Source organism: [Limnothrix rosea] IAM M-220, assembly GCF_001904615.1.
In the GTDB taxonomy this organism is placed as follows: domain Bacteria; phylum Cyanobacteriota; class Cyanobacteriia; order Cyanobacteriales; family MRBY01; genus MRBY01.
The window spans coordinates 1-19,263 of record NZ_MRBY01000004.1 but is presented as its reverse complement, the minus strand read 5'-3'; the positions used below and the strand labels follow the sequence as shown (position 1 = coordinate 19,263).

The window sequence follows — 19,263 nt, the reverse complement described above, 5'->3', positions numbered from 1 at the left end:
AACTTTAACCCTATTTATCTCTAGACAAAATAGAGGCGATCGCCGATTATTTTTCCAAGAAAAAATCCTCAACTTCATTCAGAAATCAAGGATGTAGCATCACCCATTGGTTAGCGAAAATTACCAGATAGAATCCCACCAATCACCCGTTGCTTGAGGCGCATCAACAAAATCAACCTTACGACGAATTTCCGACTTATCCCAACCCGTTAATTTCGCGAGAGTATGCACCTCCTCCTCCTGACGACGACGAGTACGACTTAAATACTCCGTTGCCGCATCACAGGTAAGCCCATCTTTATCGCGAAAAGGATGACGAATCACGTAACGACCCTGGAACGATTGACGATTCGACGTTTCATGGAATTTCAAATCCTGCGGAAATTTATCGCGGGTATAGCGCACATGGAGCCGCGTAATAAAAACCTGAGGAACAAAGGCATCCTTATCCCAAAAGACCCCCGCCGACTGCAATTCTTCCTTCGTTAAATTCGGTGCAGAACAAGGATCACAGGTGCTCATATCCCATGCATATTCAAGAAAAACATCATCACGCCCCTGCCGTTGATAATCGTTCTCGAACATCGTGGTATAAAAATCACCAAACTCATCTTCCACAAACTCAGGCACCTCCACATTGGACGGGATTTTAACAGTGCGGTAATTTGTGATTTCCGCTTGACCCTTCGGAGACAAAATATAAACCAGTAGATCCTGCGCCTGATTTGCATTCATCATCCCCAATCGGATGGGCAGCATATATTTCGGCGACTCATAAGCCATCATGAGCGGACGCAGCTCATTAACGCCAGTGCGATCAAACTCTTCGAGATTCATCTTTGCCACAAAAAATTTCATTTGTGTGCGGATGTAAGGCTTAAGAAGATCACTCGCCCCATCGGGAAGTTGGTACTCATTTTGTCGAAGCCAAGTCTCTAAACCATCAGATTCTTTGGCACTGAGAATGAGAATGTCATATTCCCCAACGCTAAATTCTTCCTCAATGGTCACCCCAAGATCTGCCGCACTTTCTAAAGCCATGGCAGGTACCGGTGCATTCATCGATTCTCTTCTGAGCCAGCCGCCGCCAAAATCATCAAAAGCATTCACTTGGCAGGGATTACTATCGAAATATTCCACTAAACGCGGCGCACTAAAGTCATCGAGACGTTTGATAATTTTTGATTCACCCACATGGACTTGGTCTTCTTTTAGCACCACTGGCACTGGTACAACCATCGCAAAATCATCCACATCACCTTGATAGTCATTGGCCATGGTTACAACGGTGCGATCGCCGTCCCGAGCAATAATGACTTGGGAAGCTTGATTGTAGAGTTCGGTATCCGCTTTCGCGACATAAAAGCCGCAGAATGCCCAAGCTGGCTGAGTGAGTAATAAAAGACCAATAAAACTAATCAATAGTCCCTTTAAATATCGCAACAACATCACCTTTTCCTCACGCTAAATTAATCGCTGGAACAAACAAATCATTATTCTCAGTTTGGATATTACTCGGCTCTGGTTTTTGCCAGTTGAAACGTTTCCCTTTCCAAATTTTGTCTATGACAATTGTGCTTGGTGCTAAAGCAAATAAAGCCCAGAAAATTGCACTAGAAGAATAAACGCCATTTTGTAAAATAAAGGTGAGCAAAGCAATACTAATTGCCCAGAAAATTCGTCCTTTTTTCGCATTGGGAATCGAGCGCGGATCGGTCAACATAAAAAAGGCAAAAAGTAACAAAGAACCACTAGATAGTTGCAACAGCACCACATCCCAAGTCCAGCCGAGCCAGAAGTTTCGCAGAATTTCTAAGCCACCATAACTCGCAAGAAAGGCAATGGATGTATCCCAACGCCCGACTTTGTTTAGCACTAGACCAGCGGCAGAGAAGAATAAAATGAGATACCACCAATCAGTGCCCCATTGTCCCGGTGAAACCCATGCGTCATTGGTTAGGAGCAATACGCTGATAATGCCAAAATTGGCGGGGTTAAAGAAATGCTTTTTTTCGTATTTGAGCAAAAATTTACTGGCGATCGCCAAACAACCCGCCAGTATCAAAACACCCATATGATTTGTCCTGAGCAATAGCGACAAACCTAAAGCTGTAATCAAAGAACTGCGTAACCCAGAAATCAAAATAGGTTTAATTTTTAGTTTTTTCTCCTCAGGAGAATTTCGCGTTGCAAAATAAAGACTAAATAGCCATTGAGTCAGCACACAGGCAGCCATTGTAAAAGCGACCCAATCTAAATGTAATGTCCAATCTCTTGTATAGACACCTAATAATAAAAAGCCAGATAAAACCGCGATCTGAAAATCACGAACATCACTAAAGGGCATTCGTTTACTCCCTTCCTATATTTGTTTACCAGTATGCTTGGTGACTTTCCCGCAGCGACAAAGGTTTCGCTTTTTGTAACAGCTTAAATTTTGGTAATGTAGTTGCAGTTTTGTAAACGAATCCCAACTATCTTTTTCGAGGTTCTAGACTGAAATTAAGTTGATTTCTATAAATATGGACTAAAAATATGATCCGCAAAAAATTTTGGTTGCCTATCTTTACAGGATTGATTTGTTTGGGATGTACGACTAGTGTAATTGCTGACGACCAGGCCACATTACTCCGAACCATTACCGTCACTGGGCAAGGACAAGAGGCGATCGCCACCAGTTTATCCAAGGTGCGTTTAGGCGTGGAAGTCAAAGGCAAAACCGCCGAACAGGTTCAGGCAGAGATGGCGAACCGGAGCCAGCAGGTGGTGGAATTTCTTAAGGGGAAAAATGTCGAAAAATTGACCACCACAGGCATTAATCTGCAGCCCCAATATGATTGGAGTGGTGATGAGCGTCGTTTAATTGGCTATATCGCGACCAACACCGTCAGTTTTGAAGTGCCGACAGAATCTGCAGGCAGCATCATGGATGAAGCGGTTCAGGCGGGGGCAACGCGCATTGATGGTATTTCCTTTCGGGCAACTGATGAGGCGATCGCCGCCGCTGAGAAAATTGCCCTCGGAGAAGCCTCCCAAGATGCCAAAACCCAAGCCGAAGTTGTCCTCGAATCCCTTGGCTTAAATTCCCAGGAGATCATTCAAATTCAGGTCAATGGTAGCCAGCCTGCAACACCAATGCCTTTAGTTCGTGCTGAAAGCTTTGCGATGACGGCCAGTGATACAGCCGTGACACCAGTAGAAGGCGGTGAGCAAAACGTAAATGCTTCGGTGACTTTGACCATTCGCTATTAAAGTCACGAATATAGTCACGGTCAATACGTTTAGAACGATACGGTCGGGGATTTTTCAGAAGGTTTCGTTTACTTCGCTAGAATTTCACAAATCCCCGATTTTTGAGCCCCAAGGTTTTTGTACTAATCTTGCTAGCCTTGGCTATAGATCTCTGCCTTCAGCGTATCGGACTAAAAATAACGAAAAAAAAGGCGATCGCCCCCAGCTACAGTACAAATCTAAGCTTCCGTAGAAGAAGTTTCAGTCTTAACCTCCTCCACCTCAACTTTCTCCGCCTTTTCCGTTTCGCTTTCCTCTAGGCGAGCCTGCATAGAAACAGTCTTTTCCATTTTGTCAGCTTCTTTTTTAAACTCTTCCTGAAACTCATTGGAGGCATCCTGAAAACTTTTAAGGGTTTTACCGAGGGTACGACCAATCTCCGGTAGCTTTTTGGGGCCAAATACCAGTAGGGCAATGACAAAAATAAGCGCCATTTCTGGAAGGCCGATGCCGAAAACGTTCATATATCTCTTGGGTAAAAGTTTGCTTCGAATTTTTGTTCGTTATATTTTACCTTGCCCCTTCGACTTACTTCGGCTTTATTTAATAAGCACCATTATTTTTGGGGACAAGCATCACAAAAATGGTTTTACAGACAATCCAGAAATCCATAAACCAATGGCGGTGATGGACATAATAAGAATCCATTCTGACCCTTGTCGCGTAGGGAAGATCATTACGGCCAGACACTTGCCAAAGACCCGTTAGACCCGGACGAATGGTCAATACTTTATCCATGTGACGACCATATTTATAAATCTCGCGGGGCACAAGGGGGCGCGGGCCAACAATACTCATATCACCCATGAGCACATTCCAAAACTGCGGAAATTCATCGAGACTCGTTAAGCGCAAGAAGCGACCGATCGCCGTAATGCGGGGATCTTTTTTTAGTTTAAAATCCTGCTCAAATTCGGCACGTAGTGCGGGCGATCGCCGCAACATCTCCTCAAGTACTTGATCCGCATCAAGCACCATAGTGCGGAATTTAATACAACCAAAAGCTTTGTAGTTTTTGCCAACGCGCCGCTGGACATAAAACACAGGCCCCGGCGAAGAAAGCTTAATAATGAGGGCGATCGTGAGATAGAGTGGCGACAAAAAAATCAGTACACCAAGGGAAAAACAAATATCGAAAGTACGTTTCGCAAAAGCACCATTGAGCACCTTTTGGAGCGCGGAAGGGTAATCCCGAGCCACAGGAAAGGTCACAACCGATCCCTGCCTTGCGATCGCAGTGAGCAGCTTGAGCGCGTCAAATTGCCGATAAACTGTCATATTCGTCTAAATCTCCACACACCGGAACTGCCGAATTTACATTAGCGAGACCGTCGGAATTTCTGCAAACTCAGAAAGCAAGAGAAATAAATTGACTACCCAGCCTTTGCTTGACAGTTGTTTACAAATTCTACATAGCTTTGTCGAAAAGTGTTAGCGGCAAACCGTTGGGCTTGGGTTCGGCAGGCTGCCGCAGAAATCTTTTCCTGAGCCTGTTCAAACTGCTTTACAGCTTCGACTAATGATTTTGTAGACTGTTCTAGAAATAGAATACCCGTTCCGGATGGGTCAGAACGTATATCACGGACAGTTTCACGAGCGCCACCTTGTCCAAAGGCAATCACAGGTGTGCCACAGGCTTGGGCTTCGACGAGGACGATCCCGAAGTCTTCGCAGCCCGCATAAACGTAAGCTTTCGCTTGGGATAGGTATTTTTCCACAACATTATCGGGTTGTCGGCCAAGGATCTGGACATTTGGCTGGGCGATCGCCCGTAATTCTTCTAGCTCTGTTCCCCCGCCGATGACCACTAAGTTTTTGCCCAATTCGTTAAAAGCCTGAACGATTAATGAGACTTTTTTATAGGGCACTAAACGAGAAACCGTGACGTAAAAATCTTCTTTTTTTTCAACAAAAGGAAAGCGTTCAATGTTAACGGGCGGATAAATCACCTCAGCCTTACGACGATAGCAGCGCCAAATTCGTTGGGCTGTCCATCGAGAGTTGGCAATAAAATAATCGACTTGATTCGCGGAGATCACATCCCATTGCCGCAATCGGTGCAAAAGGTAGCGCGCGACAATGCCCTTAATGCCTTTACCCAAGCCAGAATTATTTAAATAGTCAAAGGTGAGATCCCACGCATACCGCATCGGCGTATGGCAATAGCAGATATGGAGCTGCTGGGGACGAGTGATCACGCCCTTGGCGACGGCATGGGATGACGAGAGAATCACATCATAGTTTTCGAGATTGAGCTGTTCAACGGCGATCGGCATTAGGGGCAAATAATTTTGCAAGCCGTATTTCGCGCGGGGAAAGTTTTGGAGAAAGCTCGTCCCGATTTCTCGGCCGAAAAGATAACTATCGGGATTGGTCGATTCAAAATCAATTAGTGCGTACAGATCCGCATCGATATCTTGAAGAATTTCCTTTACGACCAATTCAGAACCGCCAGTGGCATAGGGAGTCAGCCATTCATGAACAAATGCATAACGGGTCATAGAAACCGATTAGATAATGCGTAGCGTGAGTTAGCGAAGCGTAACGCACGTTCAACAGAAAAGATTCGCGAAAAAGTGCATTGCATTTCATTAACGCACCCTACAAGACTTGGAGAAAAATCGCCAGCAAAAAATTGGCAAAAAAAAACCGTCGCTGGGTCAGGACGGTCTCGCTTGATAAGCAATCGGAGGGTATTTTTACGTTAGCGCGGGGATCAAAGAGTAAATGTATATTTTTTGACTTCTTTAGCTTTTTCTTAGACTTATTTGTCTGAATAAGATGCCATGGGCTCTTTAATAAATCGGATATAAAGATGTCGGAAGGTAGATTTCAAGATTCTCGGCAAAGCAAAATCGATGGGCATTAGAGCTTCGGGAAGTTTCCAGTCGGCGATCGCCAACTCTTTTGGTTCTGCTAAAGGAAAATTAATCGCTTCGACAGTCGAGCAGAGCTCCTTTTTCATGGAGAGTGCAACGGTTGGGACAAGCTCTGGTTCAACGCCGAGAATATCAACCATCGCCCGATCCAGCGCGAAAACATCTGCCGCAGCGCCCAAAACACCTAAATCTTTAGGTTCGCCGCCGCTAGGGCCATTGCCTTCATGACCAATAATTCCATCGATAATCGTTAAATCCGGAGCGATCGCCTTAGCCGTTTCGATGAGCATATCCGCAAAGGTTTCCGGCTCCTTGCCTGCTTCCATGTGCCACCAAGCCTTCATTTTGCCGGGGACACAACCAAATAAATTTTTTACACCGAGGGTCATGGTGAGCTGGATATGGGATTTCACCTTAGGCAAATTAATCACCACATCGGCTTCCATCGCTTCTTTGGAAAGGCGGAGATTTTTATAATTATCGCTTTCGGTTTCGTAGCGTTTGCCATGAAACTCGATGAGGGGAATATCAAGCTCTTCAATGAGTTCTAAATAGCCATTTTGCTTGGCCACACCGTGGGCAGACCCAAAGGCTGGACTGTCACCAATAAAAGGTTTACCGCCTGCATCCATCACCATTTGGGCGACGCAATAAACGATTTCTTTGCGAGTAGTGCATTCTTTTGTTGGACGTGCCCCAGTCAACATATTGGGTTTGAGCAAAACGCGATCGCCGGGTTTCACAAAAGCAGCCATGCCACCCAAAGGCGCGAGCAAAGTTTCTAGGGACTGACGCAATTGGTCAAGCTCATAGGATGTTGCGGCAATTAGGCTAACGCTACTCATGGAAAAAACTCAAAATATTTTATTTAGGGTAGCGCAATCTGCCTCAAGAACGCTTGATATATATGGGGATCGGGATTGTTATTGGCCAAGGGTTAACCCATCCTGATTACTGGGGGAGTCCTTGGGGTTGCCACCCGATGGGCAGCATCGATCTTGACCAAACAATTATGGTTGCCCAAGCATCACGGGTAGAAACAATACCAATGTGTCCTTTCTCCGGGTTCTTTTTTCCCCTGGCAATTTTAGAGGCAAGCTTTAATCACAACTGAGGTGTCTTCATCAATCTGGCGATCGCCCTAATTCCCCTAAACAAACCAAAAATATTAGATTATCTTTTTATTAAATTCTCAAGACATAAGTTTATCTGATTATTTTGGTTAGGAATTGACATTTTACATTTCTTTAAAACCATTGCATGATGAGGGTTACAGAGATTTATGTGATGTTTTAACAGATCTTGGAGAGAATTCCCATGGTTGCCCTGATACAGTCTGCTCCAGAAAAATTCCAGCAGCGTTTAACAATGCAAATAGCCGAGCTTGCCGCTGAGACGACAGCGCTCCGATCTTTAGATTGGGATCGAGATCGGTTTGATATTGAGTTTGGGCTACGCAATGGCACGACTTACAATTCTTTTTTGATTCGTGGCGAAAAAACAGCTCTTGTCGATACTTCCCACCGCAAATTTGAAGAGCTCTATCTAGAAGCTCTCACTGGGCTGATTGACGTTTCGGCCATTGATTATTTGGTTGTTAGCCATACGGAGCCGGACCATAGTGCTTTGATCGGGGATTTGCTGGCTATCGCTCCCGATATTGTGATTGTGGGGGCAAAGGTTGCGATTAAATTTTTAGAAAATATGGTGCATCATCCCTTCAAGTCATTGATCGTCAAAAGTGGCGATCGCCTCGATTTAGGGAAAGGTCATGTTTTAGAATTCGTCTCGGCTCCCAATCTTCACTGGCCAGATACGATCTTTAGCTACGACCATGGTACGGGCATTTTATATACCTGTGATGTTTTTGGGATGCACTACTGTGATGACCATATTTACGACAAAAATCCCCAACTTCTAGAGGCGGACTTTCGGTATTATTACGACTGTCTCATGGCTCCCAATGCTCGGTCGGTGTTAGCGGCTCTCAAACGTATCGCTAAATTAGATATCAAATTAATCGCGACAGGCCATGGCCCCCTTTTAGAAGAATCCATTTCCCACTGGCTAGAGCAGTACAAAAGCTGGAGTGAGGCTCAGGCAAAAACGGATACGCTTGTGGTCTTCTTCTATTGTCAAGACTACGGTCACAGTGACCATCTCGCCCGGGCGATCGCCCATGGTGTGAACCGCAATGGTGTACAGGTCGAGCTTATCGATTTACAACAAACTTCCCCCCAAGAGTTGCGGGAATGGGTCGAAATTGCGGCCGGATTGATTATTGGTATGCCGCCCCAGTCCTGTCCCATCGCCCAAACGGCTCTCAATACTGTTTTGGCTGCTGCCCACAAAAAACAGGCCATCGGTCTCTTTGAAACAGGCGGTGGCGAAGATGAGCCGATTTATCCCCTCCGTAACAAATTTCGGAGCATTGGTTTAACAGAAGCATTCCCGCCAATCTTAGTAAAAGAATCTCCCCAGGCTGCTACGGATCAACTTTGTGACGAGGCCGGAACAGATATGGGGCAGTGGCTAACCCGCGATCGCACCCAAAAGAAAATTCAGGCCATCGATCTAGAACTAGAACAAGCCCTCGGACGTATTAGTACAGGTCTTTATCTGATTACTGCGAAAAAAGGCAACTTGAGCAGTGCAATGTTAGCGTCTTGGGTCACTCAAGCTAGTGGTAGCCCCCTTGGTATCGCGATCGCCGTCGCCAAAGATCGAGCCATCGAATCCTTGATGCAAGTCACAGATCGGTTTGTCTTAAATGTCCTGGAGGAAGATAACTATAAACCCCTCATGAAACATTTCCTCAAGCGTTTTCCACCGGGGGGCGATCGCTTTGCAGGCATCAAAACCTATCCCGCTAGCAACGGTTGTCCGATCCTCGCCGACGCACTAGCCTACATCGAATGCGAAGTTTCTAGTCGTATGGACTGCGGCGATCACTGGGTGATTTATGGCCTAGTTGATGCCGGACGAGTCGCCGATGTCAATGGTCTGACAGCCGTTCACCACCGTAAACTTGGCAGTCATTATTAAAGTAAATTGAGGCTTTTCGGCCATCTACCCAGCACACTATTTCAGGATTTTCCCGCTATGCAACAAATCATCACTCCCCCCAAACCCCTCAATACTGACAATCCCGTCTCTTTATATGAAGTAAACCGTGGACGAGTGGTGCGCGTGTTGGAATCTGTTCAGGATTTGATCGTCGTTTCCCTCTGCATCGGGCTATTCAGTTTTATGGTGTTGCAGATGCGGGATATGTTTCTTTCGATGTTGCCACCTGTGCATTTCCATACTGTCACCGCCGATATTTTGTTTTTGCTAATTTTGGTGGAACTCTTCCGTTTGCTGATTATTTATCTCCAAGAGCAACGGATTTCTATCGGGGTCGCCGTCGAGGTTTCGATTGTTTCTGTCCTGCGGGAAGTTATTGTCAGTGGCGTTTTAGAAACGGATTGGACAAAGATTTTAGCGGCCTGTGCTTTTTTGATTGTTTTAGGCATGTTGCTCCTTGTGCGGGTGTGGATTCCACCTACTTTTAAAGGGGTTGATCCAGAAAAAACAATTGTTCAACGTTATCAACGGCAAAGCCATGGGGAGAGCTCCGCGTCTGTGAAGCATCTTTAATGGGAACGATATTATATCGAAATTTATCGTTTTGAGCTGGGGTTACAAGTTACCAGTTTGGCTTATTTTCATTTGCTTATTACCAATTTTTGTGAGGTTATCCTATGTCCGTTACCACAACTCTCAACCCGACTCGCCCGAAGGATGTTCAGGTGGTGGAAATTGCACCGAATACGTTGATGTTGCGATCGCGGACTTGGGATCGGCTCAAGTTTGAAATTGAATATGCTCGCCAGCAGGGGACAACGGCTAATTCTTTTTTAATTCGCGGCGATCGCCCCACATTAATTGATCCGCCGGGGGAATCTTTTACTGATATCTATCTCTCGGCTTTGGCAGAGCACTTTGACCTAACGACGTTAGAGTATGTGATCCTCAGTCATATCAATGCCAACCGCATGGTGACCTTAGAAGCTTTATTACAAAAGGCTCCCCAGGCAACGGTTGTCTGTTCTCACCTCGGTGCCAATATTTTTCGGATGGCGTTTCCCCAGTGGACTGATCGCGTCCAGGTTGTCCGGGGGGAATCCACTTTAGAAATTCACCATGGTCACCCCCTTGTTTTAACGACAGTACCGACACCCCGCTGGATTGACGGTCTTTGCACCTTTGATCCGACAACGCAGATTTTATATACGGATAAGTTGTTTGGTGTCCATGTGTGTAGTGATGCTGTTTTTGATGAGGCTTGGAAGGAGCTCGATGGCGATCGCCGCTATTATTTTGACTGTCTCCATGCTCCCCAGAGTAAGTCTGTCGAGAAGGCTCTAGAAAAACTCGAAAAATTTCCGGCTCAGATCTACGCCCCCGGCCATGGCCCTTTAGTGCGCTATAGTTTGAGCCGTTTTGTGTACGACTATCACCAGTGGTGTCAACGTCAAAAATCGAAGGAATTAACCGTCGCTTTACTCTATGCTTCCGCCTATGGGAATACGGCTGTGCTTGCCCGGGCGATCGCCCAGGGTCTCATCGACGAGGGTCTACAGGTTAATACTATTAATTGTGAAACTGCCGAACCCGCGGAAATTACCGAGGCGATCGAAGCTTGTGATGGCTTTTTGATCGGCTCTCCCACCCTAGCGGGTCATGCTCCCACCCAGATCCAAACTGCTTTAGGTATAATCCTGTCCACTGCGACACCGACGAAATTAGCGGGGGTTTTCGGCTCCTATGGCTGGAGTGGTGAGGCGATTGGCTTTTTAGAAAATAAACTACGCGATGCGAATTATCGCTTTGGTTTTGATGCGATTCGGGTAAAATTCACCCCCGATGCGGCAGTGCTAGAATCTTGCCAAGAGTCTGCAAGTAAGTTTGCAAAAACTCTCAAAGCTAATAAAAAACTGCGATCTCCCGGTCTGAACCGGACAAAAACCAAGGGCGATCGCACAACCCAAGCCGTTGACAGGATTGTGGGTTCTCTCTGCGTTGTCACCACTCGCGATGGTGATACCCATAAAGGTGTACTGTCCTCTTCGGTGACCCAAGCTAGTTTTAATCCACCGGGATTAGTCATTGCTGTCAGTGCTGGCCAAAATGCTGATCTCATGATGCACCAAGGGGATCAATTTACCTTAAATATCCTCAAGGAAGGTCGTAATGTGCGCCGTTATTTTTTCCACCACAGTATCATCGGCGAAAATCCTTTTGAGGAGCTATCGACGACCGTCGGCAATAATGGTTGCTTGATTCTACAGGAGGCTTTGTCTTATCTCGAATGCACTGTCCAACAACAAATGCAGTGTGGCGATCGCCATCTCATCTATGCCACCGTTGCTCATGGTCAGGTCTTAGAAAACAGCGGTATTACGGCCATCGAACATCACCGTTAAATCCACGCAGATCTTGCAATGGTGATACGGCGAAGGGGAGAGAAGGAGAGGGGGAAATTTCTTCAGCTCACAAATTTCGAGAAAACTGGGGGAGAAAAATAGCTATATTGCCGCATACCCTTGTCTTCGAGCCTTCTTTTCCCCAGAAGCTCATTAAACCGTCAACCTAAATTGCCATCATTTACTTACCTAGGGTCAATTCGTCCTTATTGCCGAGCAGTCCTTGGGGTCGCCACACCATTAGCACCATCAAAATCAAGCCGATCACCATAATTCGTAATGCTCCTAAGCGGGCATCATCCACAAGATCCAGTTGGGGTAAAACAAAGCGAGTGACGGAGTCGTAGGCAAAGAAAATGAGGGAGCCGATCAATGTGCCGGGGTTGGTGCCAGCGCCGCCTAAAACCACGATTGTCCAAGCGTTAAAGGTGACCAGTGGCTCAAAACTAGAGGGGTAAACATTGGTCAGTTGCCATGCGTAAAATGAGCCTGCCATCCCGGCGATCGCCCCACCGAGCATAAAGGATTGCAGCTTATACCAAAAAACATTTTTGCCGAGGGCACGGGGAATTTCTTCATCTTCCCGAATCGCCTTCAGGACACGACCCCAAGGGGAATGCACGAGATATTCTAAACCTGCGTAAACTAACGCCAATGCCACCACCGACAGAAGCATTAAGCCGGCTTTGTAGTTGTAATTTTGTAGGGCAACGCAACCATTGATAAACAAGCTGAGAATAATACCGCCGCCAATCACACCCCAAACGGTCGCATCTAAACCAGAGCCACCTTGCTTTCTTTGTTTTTTCCAACGCCAGCGAATACCGCGCCACAGTTGCCAACCCGCAAAAATTGCGACAAGCGTCAGCCAGAAAATTAGCGAGAGCCTACCGACTTGGTTCGGGCGAAATTCTCCCAATGGCAACGGATAACCCTGGACACCGAAAGCACCACGGGTTAACCATTCTTCGTTCAGGGCAACTAGACGAATTAATTCCGAAAAGCCGATGGTCACAATCGAGAGATAATCTTCCCGCAATCGCAAGGTCGATAGACCAATAATTAGACCTAATAACGCGGCGATCGCCATCCCGATAAGTAGTGCAACGATTAGGGGTATTCCTTGGGACGCGAGCAACACAGTGGCGTAAGCACCGATAGTCATAAACGCGACGTGACCAAAATTGATGAGTCCCGTAAAGCCCCATTGAAGATTTAGACCTAGACAAAAAATCGCATAGGTTGCTGCGGAGATAGTGAGATAAACGAGATAGCCGACCATAGGTGCTCGAAATGAAGGTACGAAAAGGGAGAACCCCAAGACTGACCCATCTTATACCATGCAATACCGCTAATTCTGGTTACTTTGACCCATAAACTCGGAGGGCATTTTTTCACCTCCATTCGACCTAAAGATTACATGGGTCATTCCGCAACTGAGGGAACAAGGAGAGCAGAAAACATGGAGGCACAACCATGAGAGCCAAAGATTTTATCGGGAATTCCGGAGTCTTCAAGGTCATTTTCTATCAGCGTGGTAAATTATTTGTCTCACAAAATATAAAAGCAGCTTATACATCTAACTAGGAATACCGAACGAAAAAGTGTTTACATGCCCATAGTGAAAATCGTATATTCAACTCACAAAGCATAGGCAAAAAGCTATGTTCTTGGGCATATAGAACAACGATGCGCCAAGCCCATGGGTTTGGCTTCATCTTTTCTTGGGAGGAAGAAACAATGCAAAACCAGATTGCTTTTTTGATCACGGCAGATTTCGTATTGTTAATTTTGCTCTATTGTCTGAAGTCAATATTTTTGCCAGAACAGCCTGATGAGGCTGAATCCACCGTCGGCGATCGCCAGTAAATCGACCATAAACTTGAGGATAGAAATTCGCAATGATCAAACAGTCACAACTAATTTGGCTAGCAGGATTGACTCTCGGCGGTAGTATTGTCAACGTTGGTATGCCAGTGCAAGCACAGGAAGCAGCCCTTACCCGCTTGCCCCTCTCCCAGAACCTGGCTCCGGAAGATGCTAACCCAACCATGGAGATGGCGCAGGTCAATTCAGTGTCGAGCTTACGAGATGTTAGACCAAGTGATTGGGCGTTTGGGGCGTTACAGAGTTTGGTGGAACGCTATGGTTGTATTGCGGGTTATCCAGATCAGACGTTTCGTGGCGATCGCCCCCTGACCCGTTGGGAATTTGCCGCAGGATTAAATGCTTGCCTGAATGCCATAGAGCGGCAAACATTCGCAGGAGGTTCTGAGCTGGGCATAAATGACATTAATACCCTCCGACGACTAATCACCGAGTTTGAAACAGAACTAGCCACCCTAAATGCAAGGGTCGATGATCTAGAAACCCGCACCACAGTATTAGAAGACAACCAATTCTCCACCACCACAAAACTGGGCGGTGAAGCCATCTTTTCAGTGAGCGGTGCAACGGGCGGCGAGCCCAATAGTGATGATGCACAAGTGACATTCAACAATCGTCTCCGATTAAATTTGACCACTAGCTTCACCGGAAAAGACGCATTAATCACTGGCTTACAAGCCTATAATTTCAGCGCTGGCAGCTCGATTACAGGCACAGGGAGCGTCGCAGAAACCCTCTTCCCCAACGACGCATCCCTCCTAGGAGAAGGGATGACCAGCCTCAGTTGGGAGCCACAATTTGCGGGCTTTAATCCACAAAATCTCCAAACCAGTTGCGGCAATAATAGTCTTTGTCTTTATAAACTGCTCTATGTCACGCCAGTGAGTGATAAATTAACTGCTTTTATTGGCCCCAAGGCGGAAGTGACCGATGCGTTTCCCACGATTATTCCCTTTGCTAGTGAAGGTCAGGGAGCAATCTCACGCTTTGCGACTTTAAACCCAGTCCTACGGATGTCCGGGGGAACTAGTGGTACGGGATTGGCTTCAGCTGGCGGTTTTATCTATCAGCCTAATGATGTGATCGATTTACGGGCACTCTATGGTTCTGTGAATGCGGCCATACCGGGAAATGAAGGATTTCCGGGTACACCTTTGGGGGCAGGCTTATTTAATGGCAGTTTTATTGCTGCTACCCAATTAACCATTCGTCCGAGTGACAAACTCGACTTGGGCTTGAACTATGCCTACAGTTATCACCAAATTAATATTGATGGAACTGGACTCACGGGCACTTCAGGCTCAACGGGAGCAACGGGTGTTTTTGGGGATTTACCGCTCACGACTCCAATCCGGTTTAATTCCTTTGGAGCGACGGTCAATTGGCGCGTTAGTCCTCGTGTGAATTTGACGGGCTATGGGGCATACATTATGGCGGATCAAGCTGGTGGTGGTTCGGCCTATACAAATTTAACGAGCTGGATGGCGGGTCTATATTTTCCTGATGCGCTGGCAAAGGGGAATTCGGCGGGGATTTTGTTTGGTCAGCCCCTCCATCGGGTCGCTGCGGGTAATGGGGCGAGTTTAAGTCCGGCGAATATTGGCGATCGCCAAACGCCATATCATCTGGAAGCTTTTTATCGGTATCAAATTAATGATCATATTAGTATTACCCCCGGCGCTTTTGTTATTTTCAATCCGGAAGGGGATGCTGATAACGATACGACTAGTGTCTTCACCCTACGCACCACCTACACTTTCTAACTACCTACATTTTCTTATAGTCCATTGACCTAAACGGCTCAGGCTTGGGGAGTGGGTGCTATATGGTGCTGGTCATAGGTAAAGCGACAGCGCCGGCGATCGCCATGCCGCTCTATTAATCATTAATTAACGTCAGTTCGGGTTAAGGAATTATCTAAATGCCTTGAAGACACGGTGACGTTGGGAGAGGGAGAGATGGAGAAGGGGAGATGCGGAGAGGGGGAGACACAGAGAGGGGGAGACACGGAGAACCTACGAAGGTCTGTTTTTTCTGACACCTAGAATCTAAAATTGTTTGAATGAAAAATCGCCCCATCCCTCGCTCTCCTTTTCGCCGCGTCGTCATTCCAGACCATGCTTAAACCGAACTTAGGTTAATTAGTGAATTAGGAAATGAGTGCAGCCATAGGAGACATACCCTAGGCAGTCAGCAAAACCATGCCATAGGCGGCGTAAATCAAATTTCAATTTTCACTATCTAGCGATAAAGATGTACGGCGCGGCATAAATAAAGTTGCGACGCATAAACTTCCGAGGATTAACGCTCCGGCGATCGCCACAGTGGGCACAATTTCTGTTTGGGAATGTTTTACGGCGATCGCCACCCAAGCCCACACAAACACGCCGCCAAAAACAATATCCCGATATTTAAAAGTAATAAATGCCGCTAATCCCGTACCGATGACCAGTAAAATTGCCGCCCAAATTTCCGGCTCAATTCCCCACCCCGACCAATTGAGAAAATGTAGTAGACAAGCGGCATTCACGATAGTTGCAACCGTAACCCAAGCGCAGTAAATCGAGATAGGTCTGCGCACCAGCCATCTAATTTTCTGTGGAATCGCTTTACCGTCGTGGTTAAGCGTGAGGTAAAGTTTCGCCAGAAACACAACGATTAAACCGATTACAACTAACGACACAGCAAATAATTGATATTGAAAGAAAATGACCCAAATGATCTGCGTGATGCTGGCAAAGGTGAGCCAGTAGCCAAGCTGTTTCGTGTGAGGATTATTTTTCTGGCTCGGTAAAGCTTGGTACACAGCCAACGAAATGAGTCCCACATAAATCAATCCCCAAATCGAAAAGGCGTAACCTGCGGGCAAAATCAGCACTGGCTCAAAATATTGGTCAGAAATTTCGGCGATCGTTAAACCGTCTAAAGGTTTGATATTGGCGAGGACATTGGTAATAAAAGCCGCAATAATTGCAACAAGATTAATTACTTGGCGTTGAATATCGCGCTCTAAAGTCATGTTGGAAAATGTAGTCCTCGCTAAATTACAAATATTTTTTGAGCTGAAATTAATAACTTGATCCTATCGATTTCCCCCGCAAAGATACAACTCCCAAAAGGGCGATCGCCTTAAACAAAATCTTTTTTCTGCTGTTGCAATGGTCATAACAGCTTAATTAACCCCAACTGTTTGCATCGTGACACTATTATTTCTTGGCTAATTATTGTATGAATTTCTGGAGGCGATCGCCGCTCTTTTCGGGTCGATTAATAAAATATAATGCGCTTTTTTTGTTTTGTATTTTACACATTGCACAACACTCACTCGGAATGATTACTTTGACGAAGCGAGCAATATTCGATGCAAAAAATATTTGATAGAATGGTAACAAAGTCGTTGCTGATCAAATCAGGGAGGCTGGCATGGGACGGGAAACCAGACTGTTTAAGACCAAAGAAGCGAAAACACGCACTGAAGTCAGTAACTTTTTACGCCAAATTGCCGAAAAAATTGCGCAAGGTGAAGTTATCTTGCGACAGGGAACAGAAGAACTTACATTACAAATCCCAGAAAATCTAATTTTGGAGATTCAAGTTGAGGACGAAGAGAAGAAAACTAAAGGTCTTCAACATAGCTTGGAGATGGAAATAAAATGGTTTGACAATGATGCAGCAAGTGGTTCATTGGAGTTGGGCTAAAGCTGCTAGCCAGTAATCTGTAGGGCGCGTTCATGGCATGCAACGCGTCCTTTTATTTTGCGATAAATATCGATGATAGGTTAGCCGCGCTGATACATTTTACGGAAAAATATTGATATTAGAAAATACGGCGATCGCCGTCCATTACTGCCAGCTCATCTTCTCGCCATGACCTAAATAAATTCCCAGTGGGCGATCGCCTTATGGGTAGGAAGTTAGAGAAGTTTTACAAGCCGGAACGCTACGATAAGAAACAACCACAAAGTTCTCTTAACGTCGATGTTTGCAGCGCCATTAGGATTAAAACGATTACTGTCCTACCAAAAATCTTGGTTACGGGGAGATGTTCTCGCAGGCTTAACAGTTGCCGCCTATCTCATTCCCCAATGTATGGCCTATGGCGAATTAGCCGGGGTGCGCCCAGTAGCTGGTCTATGGGCAATTTTGCCAGCCATGGTGATCTACACATTTCTCGGATCGTCCCCCCAATTGTCCGTTGGCCCCGAATCGACAACAGCCGTGATGACCGCAGTGGCGATCGCCCCCCTTGCTGCTGCGGACGGCAGTGATTATGGGACATTAGCCGGATTGCTCGCTGTCATTGTCGGGGGCGTTTACGTCGTGGGCTACTTTTTGCGGTTAGGCTTCCTCGCCAATTTGCTCTCGAAACCCATCTTGATTGGCTACATGGCGGGAGTCGCTGTAATCATGATTTCAGGTCAGTTGGGGAAAGTTGCAGGCTTATCCATCGATGCCGAAACAATTCCCGGCGAAATCCAAGGCTTTTTAACGCAATTACCCCAAGCTCACGTTCCGACCCTTGTCTTATCAATTGTTCTTTTAATCTTTCTCTTCGCCATTCAATCCCGCTTTCCCAATGCGCCGGGGCCTCTAATTGCTGTTTTGGCAGCAACCGCTGCGGTAAAAATCTTTCAGCTTGACCAGTTGGGGATCGCTGTTGTCGGAGAAATCCCTAGCAGTTTACCAGTGCCGCGTTTACCGGATTTTGCCAATGGTCAACTTTTGGCTCTAATCTCAGCATCGGTCGGCATTGCGGTGGTGGGCTATTCGGATAATGTCCTAACGGCTCGTGCTTTTGCGGCGCGCAACAATTACACCATCGATGCCAACCAAGAATTATTGGCTTTGGGCTTCTCGAATATGGGCGCAGGCGTAATGCAAGGATTTCCGATTAGCAGTAGCGGTAGCCGCACAGTGATTGGTAATGCTCTGGGCAACAAAACCCAGTTATTTTCTCTGGTGGCAATGGTTTCGGTCGTTTTAGTGTTACTTTTTCTCAGACCTGTTTTGGCATCTTTTCCCACTGCCGCATTGGGCACATTAGTGATTTTTGCAGCCACAAGATTAATCGAAATTGATGAGTTTAAACGACTGCAACGATTCCGCAACTCCGAATTTGCATTAGCTGTTATCACAATGATTAGTGTGTTAGTCACTGATTTGTTGGTCGGTATTGCGATCGCCATTACTTTGTCGGTGGTGGAGTTGTTTGGTCGTGTCGCTCGTCCCCACGATGCAGTGCTGGGAAAAATTAAAGGATTAGCTGGCTGGCATGACATTGAAGATTGGGATCATTCGATCACAATGCCGGGGTTAGTTTTATATCGCTACGATGCGCCCCTATGTTTTGCCAATGCCGAAAATTTCAAACAACGAGCGAAAGCTGCCATCGATTCAGAAAAAGAGCCTGTCAAATGGTTTGTGCTTAATGCCGAGGCGATCGCCGAAATAGACATTACCGCTTCGGACATGTTGGCAGAATTTATCCACGAATTAGAGTCGCAAAATATTACCTTCGCCATGATGCGAGTCAAGCAAGATCTATACGCCCAGCTCCAACGTTCCGGTATGCTCCACAAAATCGGCGCTGATCATATTTTTTCCACAATTAATAATGCGGTTCAGGCCTTCCAAGAAGATTCACAAGCTTCAACTGCCAAGTCATTACAAGAATCTCCAGAATCTCAGTACAGGACAAAACTGGAAAAAAGTAGGAGGAGAGGGTTTGATAGAAATTA

At 46.1% G+C, this 19,263-nt stretch carries 16 protein-coding genes; 8 read left to right on the top strand and 8 right to left on the bottom strand.

Going from position 1 to position 19,263, the window contains the following annotated elements; all coding sequences use genetic code 11:
* Positions 1–120: 120 nt before the first annotated feature.
* Together NIES208_RS02670 and NIES208_RS02665 are read right to left on the bottom strand one after the other, a co-directional pair.
* On the bottom strand, positions 121–1,449 hold the full coding sequence (locus NIES208_RS02670) for a DUF2330 domain-containing protein (protein WP_075889454.1): 1,329 nt from the start codon (positions 1,447–1,449) through the stop codon (positions 121–123).
* A 10-nt stretch (positions 1,450–1,459) separates the two neighbouring features.
* The gene (locus tag NIES208_RS02665; protein WP_075889452.1) at positions 1,460–2,347 is read right to left on the bottom strand and encodes an RnfABCDGE type electron transport complex subunit D; all 888 of its coding nucleotides are present in this window, start codon (positions 2,345–2,347) and stop codon (positions 1,460–1,462) included.
* A 188-nt stretch (positions 2,348–2,535) separates the two neighbouring features.
* On the opposite strand from NIES208_RS02665, the gene NIES208_RS02660 reads away from it, so the two are divergent.
* Positions 2,536–3,252, top strand: coding sequence for an SIMPL domain-containing protein (locus NIES208_RS02660; protein WP_075889450.1), 717 nt, complete (start codon positions 2,536–2,538; stop codon positions 3,250–3,252).
* Positions 3,253–3,470: 218 nt separating this feature from the next.
* On the opposite strand, the gene NIES208_RS02655 is transcribed toward NIES208_RS02660, so the two are convergent.
* The 4 genes from NIES208_RS02655 to NIES208_RS02640 form a co-directional block, all read right to left on the bottom strand.
* Complete coding sequence (locus NIES208_RS02655; RefSeq protein WP_075889448.1) at positions 3,471–3,755, bottom strand: TatA/E family twin arginine-targeting protein translocase; 285 nt, start codon at positions 3,753–3,755, stop codon at positions 3,471–3,473.
* A 79-nt stretch (positions 3,756–3,834) separates the two neighbouring features.
* Positions 3,835–4,569: an undecaprenyl-phosphate galactose phosphotransferase family protein gene (locus tag NIES208_RS02650; RefSeq protein ID WP_075889446.1), complete on the bottom strand. Its 735-nt coding sequence runs from the start codon at positions 4,567–4,569 to the stop codon at positions 3,835–3,837.
* A gap of 95 nt (positions 4,570–4,664) precedes the next feature.
* Positions 4,665–5,792, bottom strand: a complete 1,128-nt coding sequence (locus tag NIES208_RS02645; protein ID WP_075889444.1) for a glycosyltransferase — start codon at positions 5,790–5,792, stop codon at positions 4,665–4,667.
* A gap of 263 nt (positions 5,793–6,055) precedes the next feature.
* A complete protein-coding gene (locus NIES208_RS02640; protein ID WP_075889442.1) occupies positions 6,056–7,015 on the bottom strand; it encodes an Npun_F2552 family protein in 960 nt (319 codons plus the stop codon).
* A gap of 472 nt (positions 7,016–7,487) precedes the next feature.
* On the opposite strand from NIES208_RS02640, the gene NIES208_RS02630 reads away from it, so the two are divergent.
* The 3 genes from NIES208_RS02630 (at position 7,488) to NIES208_RS02620 (ending at position 11,638) form a co-directional block, all read left to right on the top strand.
* Positions 7,488–9,215 carry a diflavin flavoprotein gene (locus NIES208_RS02630; RefSeq protein ID WP_075889438.1) on the top strand — a complete coding sequence of 576 codons (1,728 nt, stop codon included), beginning with the start codon at positions 7,488–7,490 and terminating at the stop codon, positions 9,213–9,215.
* A 57-nt stretch (positions 9,216–9,272) separates the two neighbouring features.
* Complete coding sequence (locus NIES208_RS02625; RefSeq protein WP_075889436.1) at positions 9,273–9,809, top strand: phosphate-starvation-inducible PsiE family protein; 537 nt, start codon at positions 9,273–9,275, stop codon at positions 9,807–9,809.
* 104 nt (positions 9,810–9,913) lie between these two features.
* The gene (locus NIES208_RS02620; RefSeq protein WP_075889434.1) at positions 9,914–11,638 is read left to right on the top strand and encodes a diflavin flavoprotein; all 1,725 of its coding nucleotides are present in this window, start codon (positions 9,914–9,916) and stop codon (positions 11,636–11,638) included.
* 181 nt (positions 11,639–11,819) lie between these two features.
* On the opposite strand, the gene NIES208_RS02615 is transcribed toward NIES208_RS02620, so the two are convergent.
* Complete coding sequence (locus NIES208_RS02615; protein WP_075889432.1) at positions 11,820–12,920, bottom strand: branched-chain amino acid ABC transporter permease; 1,101 nt, start codon at positions 12,918–12,920, stop codon at positions 11,820–11,822.
* Between the two features lie 458 nt (positions 12,921–13,378).
* On the opposite strand from NIES208_RS02615, the gene NIES208_RS19580 reads away from it, so the two are divergent.
* The gene (locus NIES208_RS19580) at positions 13,379–13,507 is read left to right on the top strand and encodes a hypothetical protein (protein WP_282956258.1); all 129 of its coding nucleotides are present in this window, start codon (positions 13,379–13,381) and stop codon (positions 13,505–13,507) included.
* 32 nt (positions 13,508–13,539) lie between these two features.
* The gene (locus NIES208_RS02605) at positions 13,540–15,288 is read left to right on the top strand and encodes an iron uptake porin (RefSeq protein WP_084176510.1); all 1,749 of its coding nucleotides are present in this window, start codon (positions 13,540–13,542) and stop codon (positions 15,286–15,288) included.
* A 464-nt stretch (positions 15,289–15,752) separates the two neighbouring features.
* Here NIES208_RS02605 and NIES208_RS02600 read toward each other — a convergent pair whose 3' ends face one another.
* A complete protein-coding gene (locus NIES208_RS02600) occupies positions 15,753–16,544 on the bottom strand; it encodes a tryptophan-rich sensory protein (protein ID WP_075889428.1) in 792 nt (263 codons plus the stop codon).
* 404 nt (positions 16,545–16,948) lie between these two features.
* Between NIES208_RS02600 and NIES208_RS02595 the strand changes: the two genes are divergently transcribed.
* Both NIES208_RS02595 and NIES208_RS02590 read left to right on the top strand, forming a co-directional pair.
* The gene (locus NIES208_RS02595) at positions 16,949–17,224 is read left to right on the top strand and encodes an amphi-Trp domain-containing protein (RefSeq protein WP_075889426.1); all 276 of its coding nucleotides are present in this window, start codon (positions 16,949–16,951) and stop codon (positions 17,222–17,224) included.
* A 279-nt stretch (positions 17,225–17,503) separates the two neighbouring features.
* On the top strand, positions 17,504–19,263 hold a 1,760-nt coding region (locus NIES208_RS02590), incomplete at its 3' end, for a SulP family inorganic anion transporter (protein WP_225875232.1).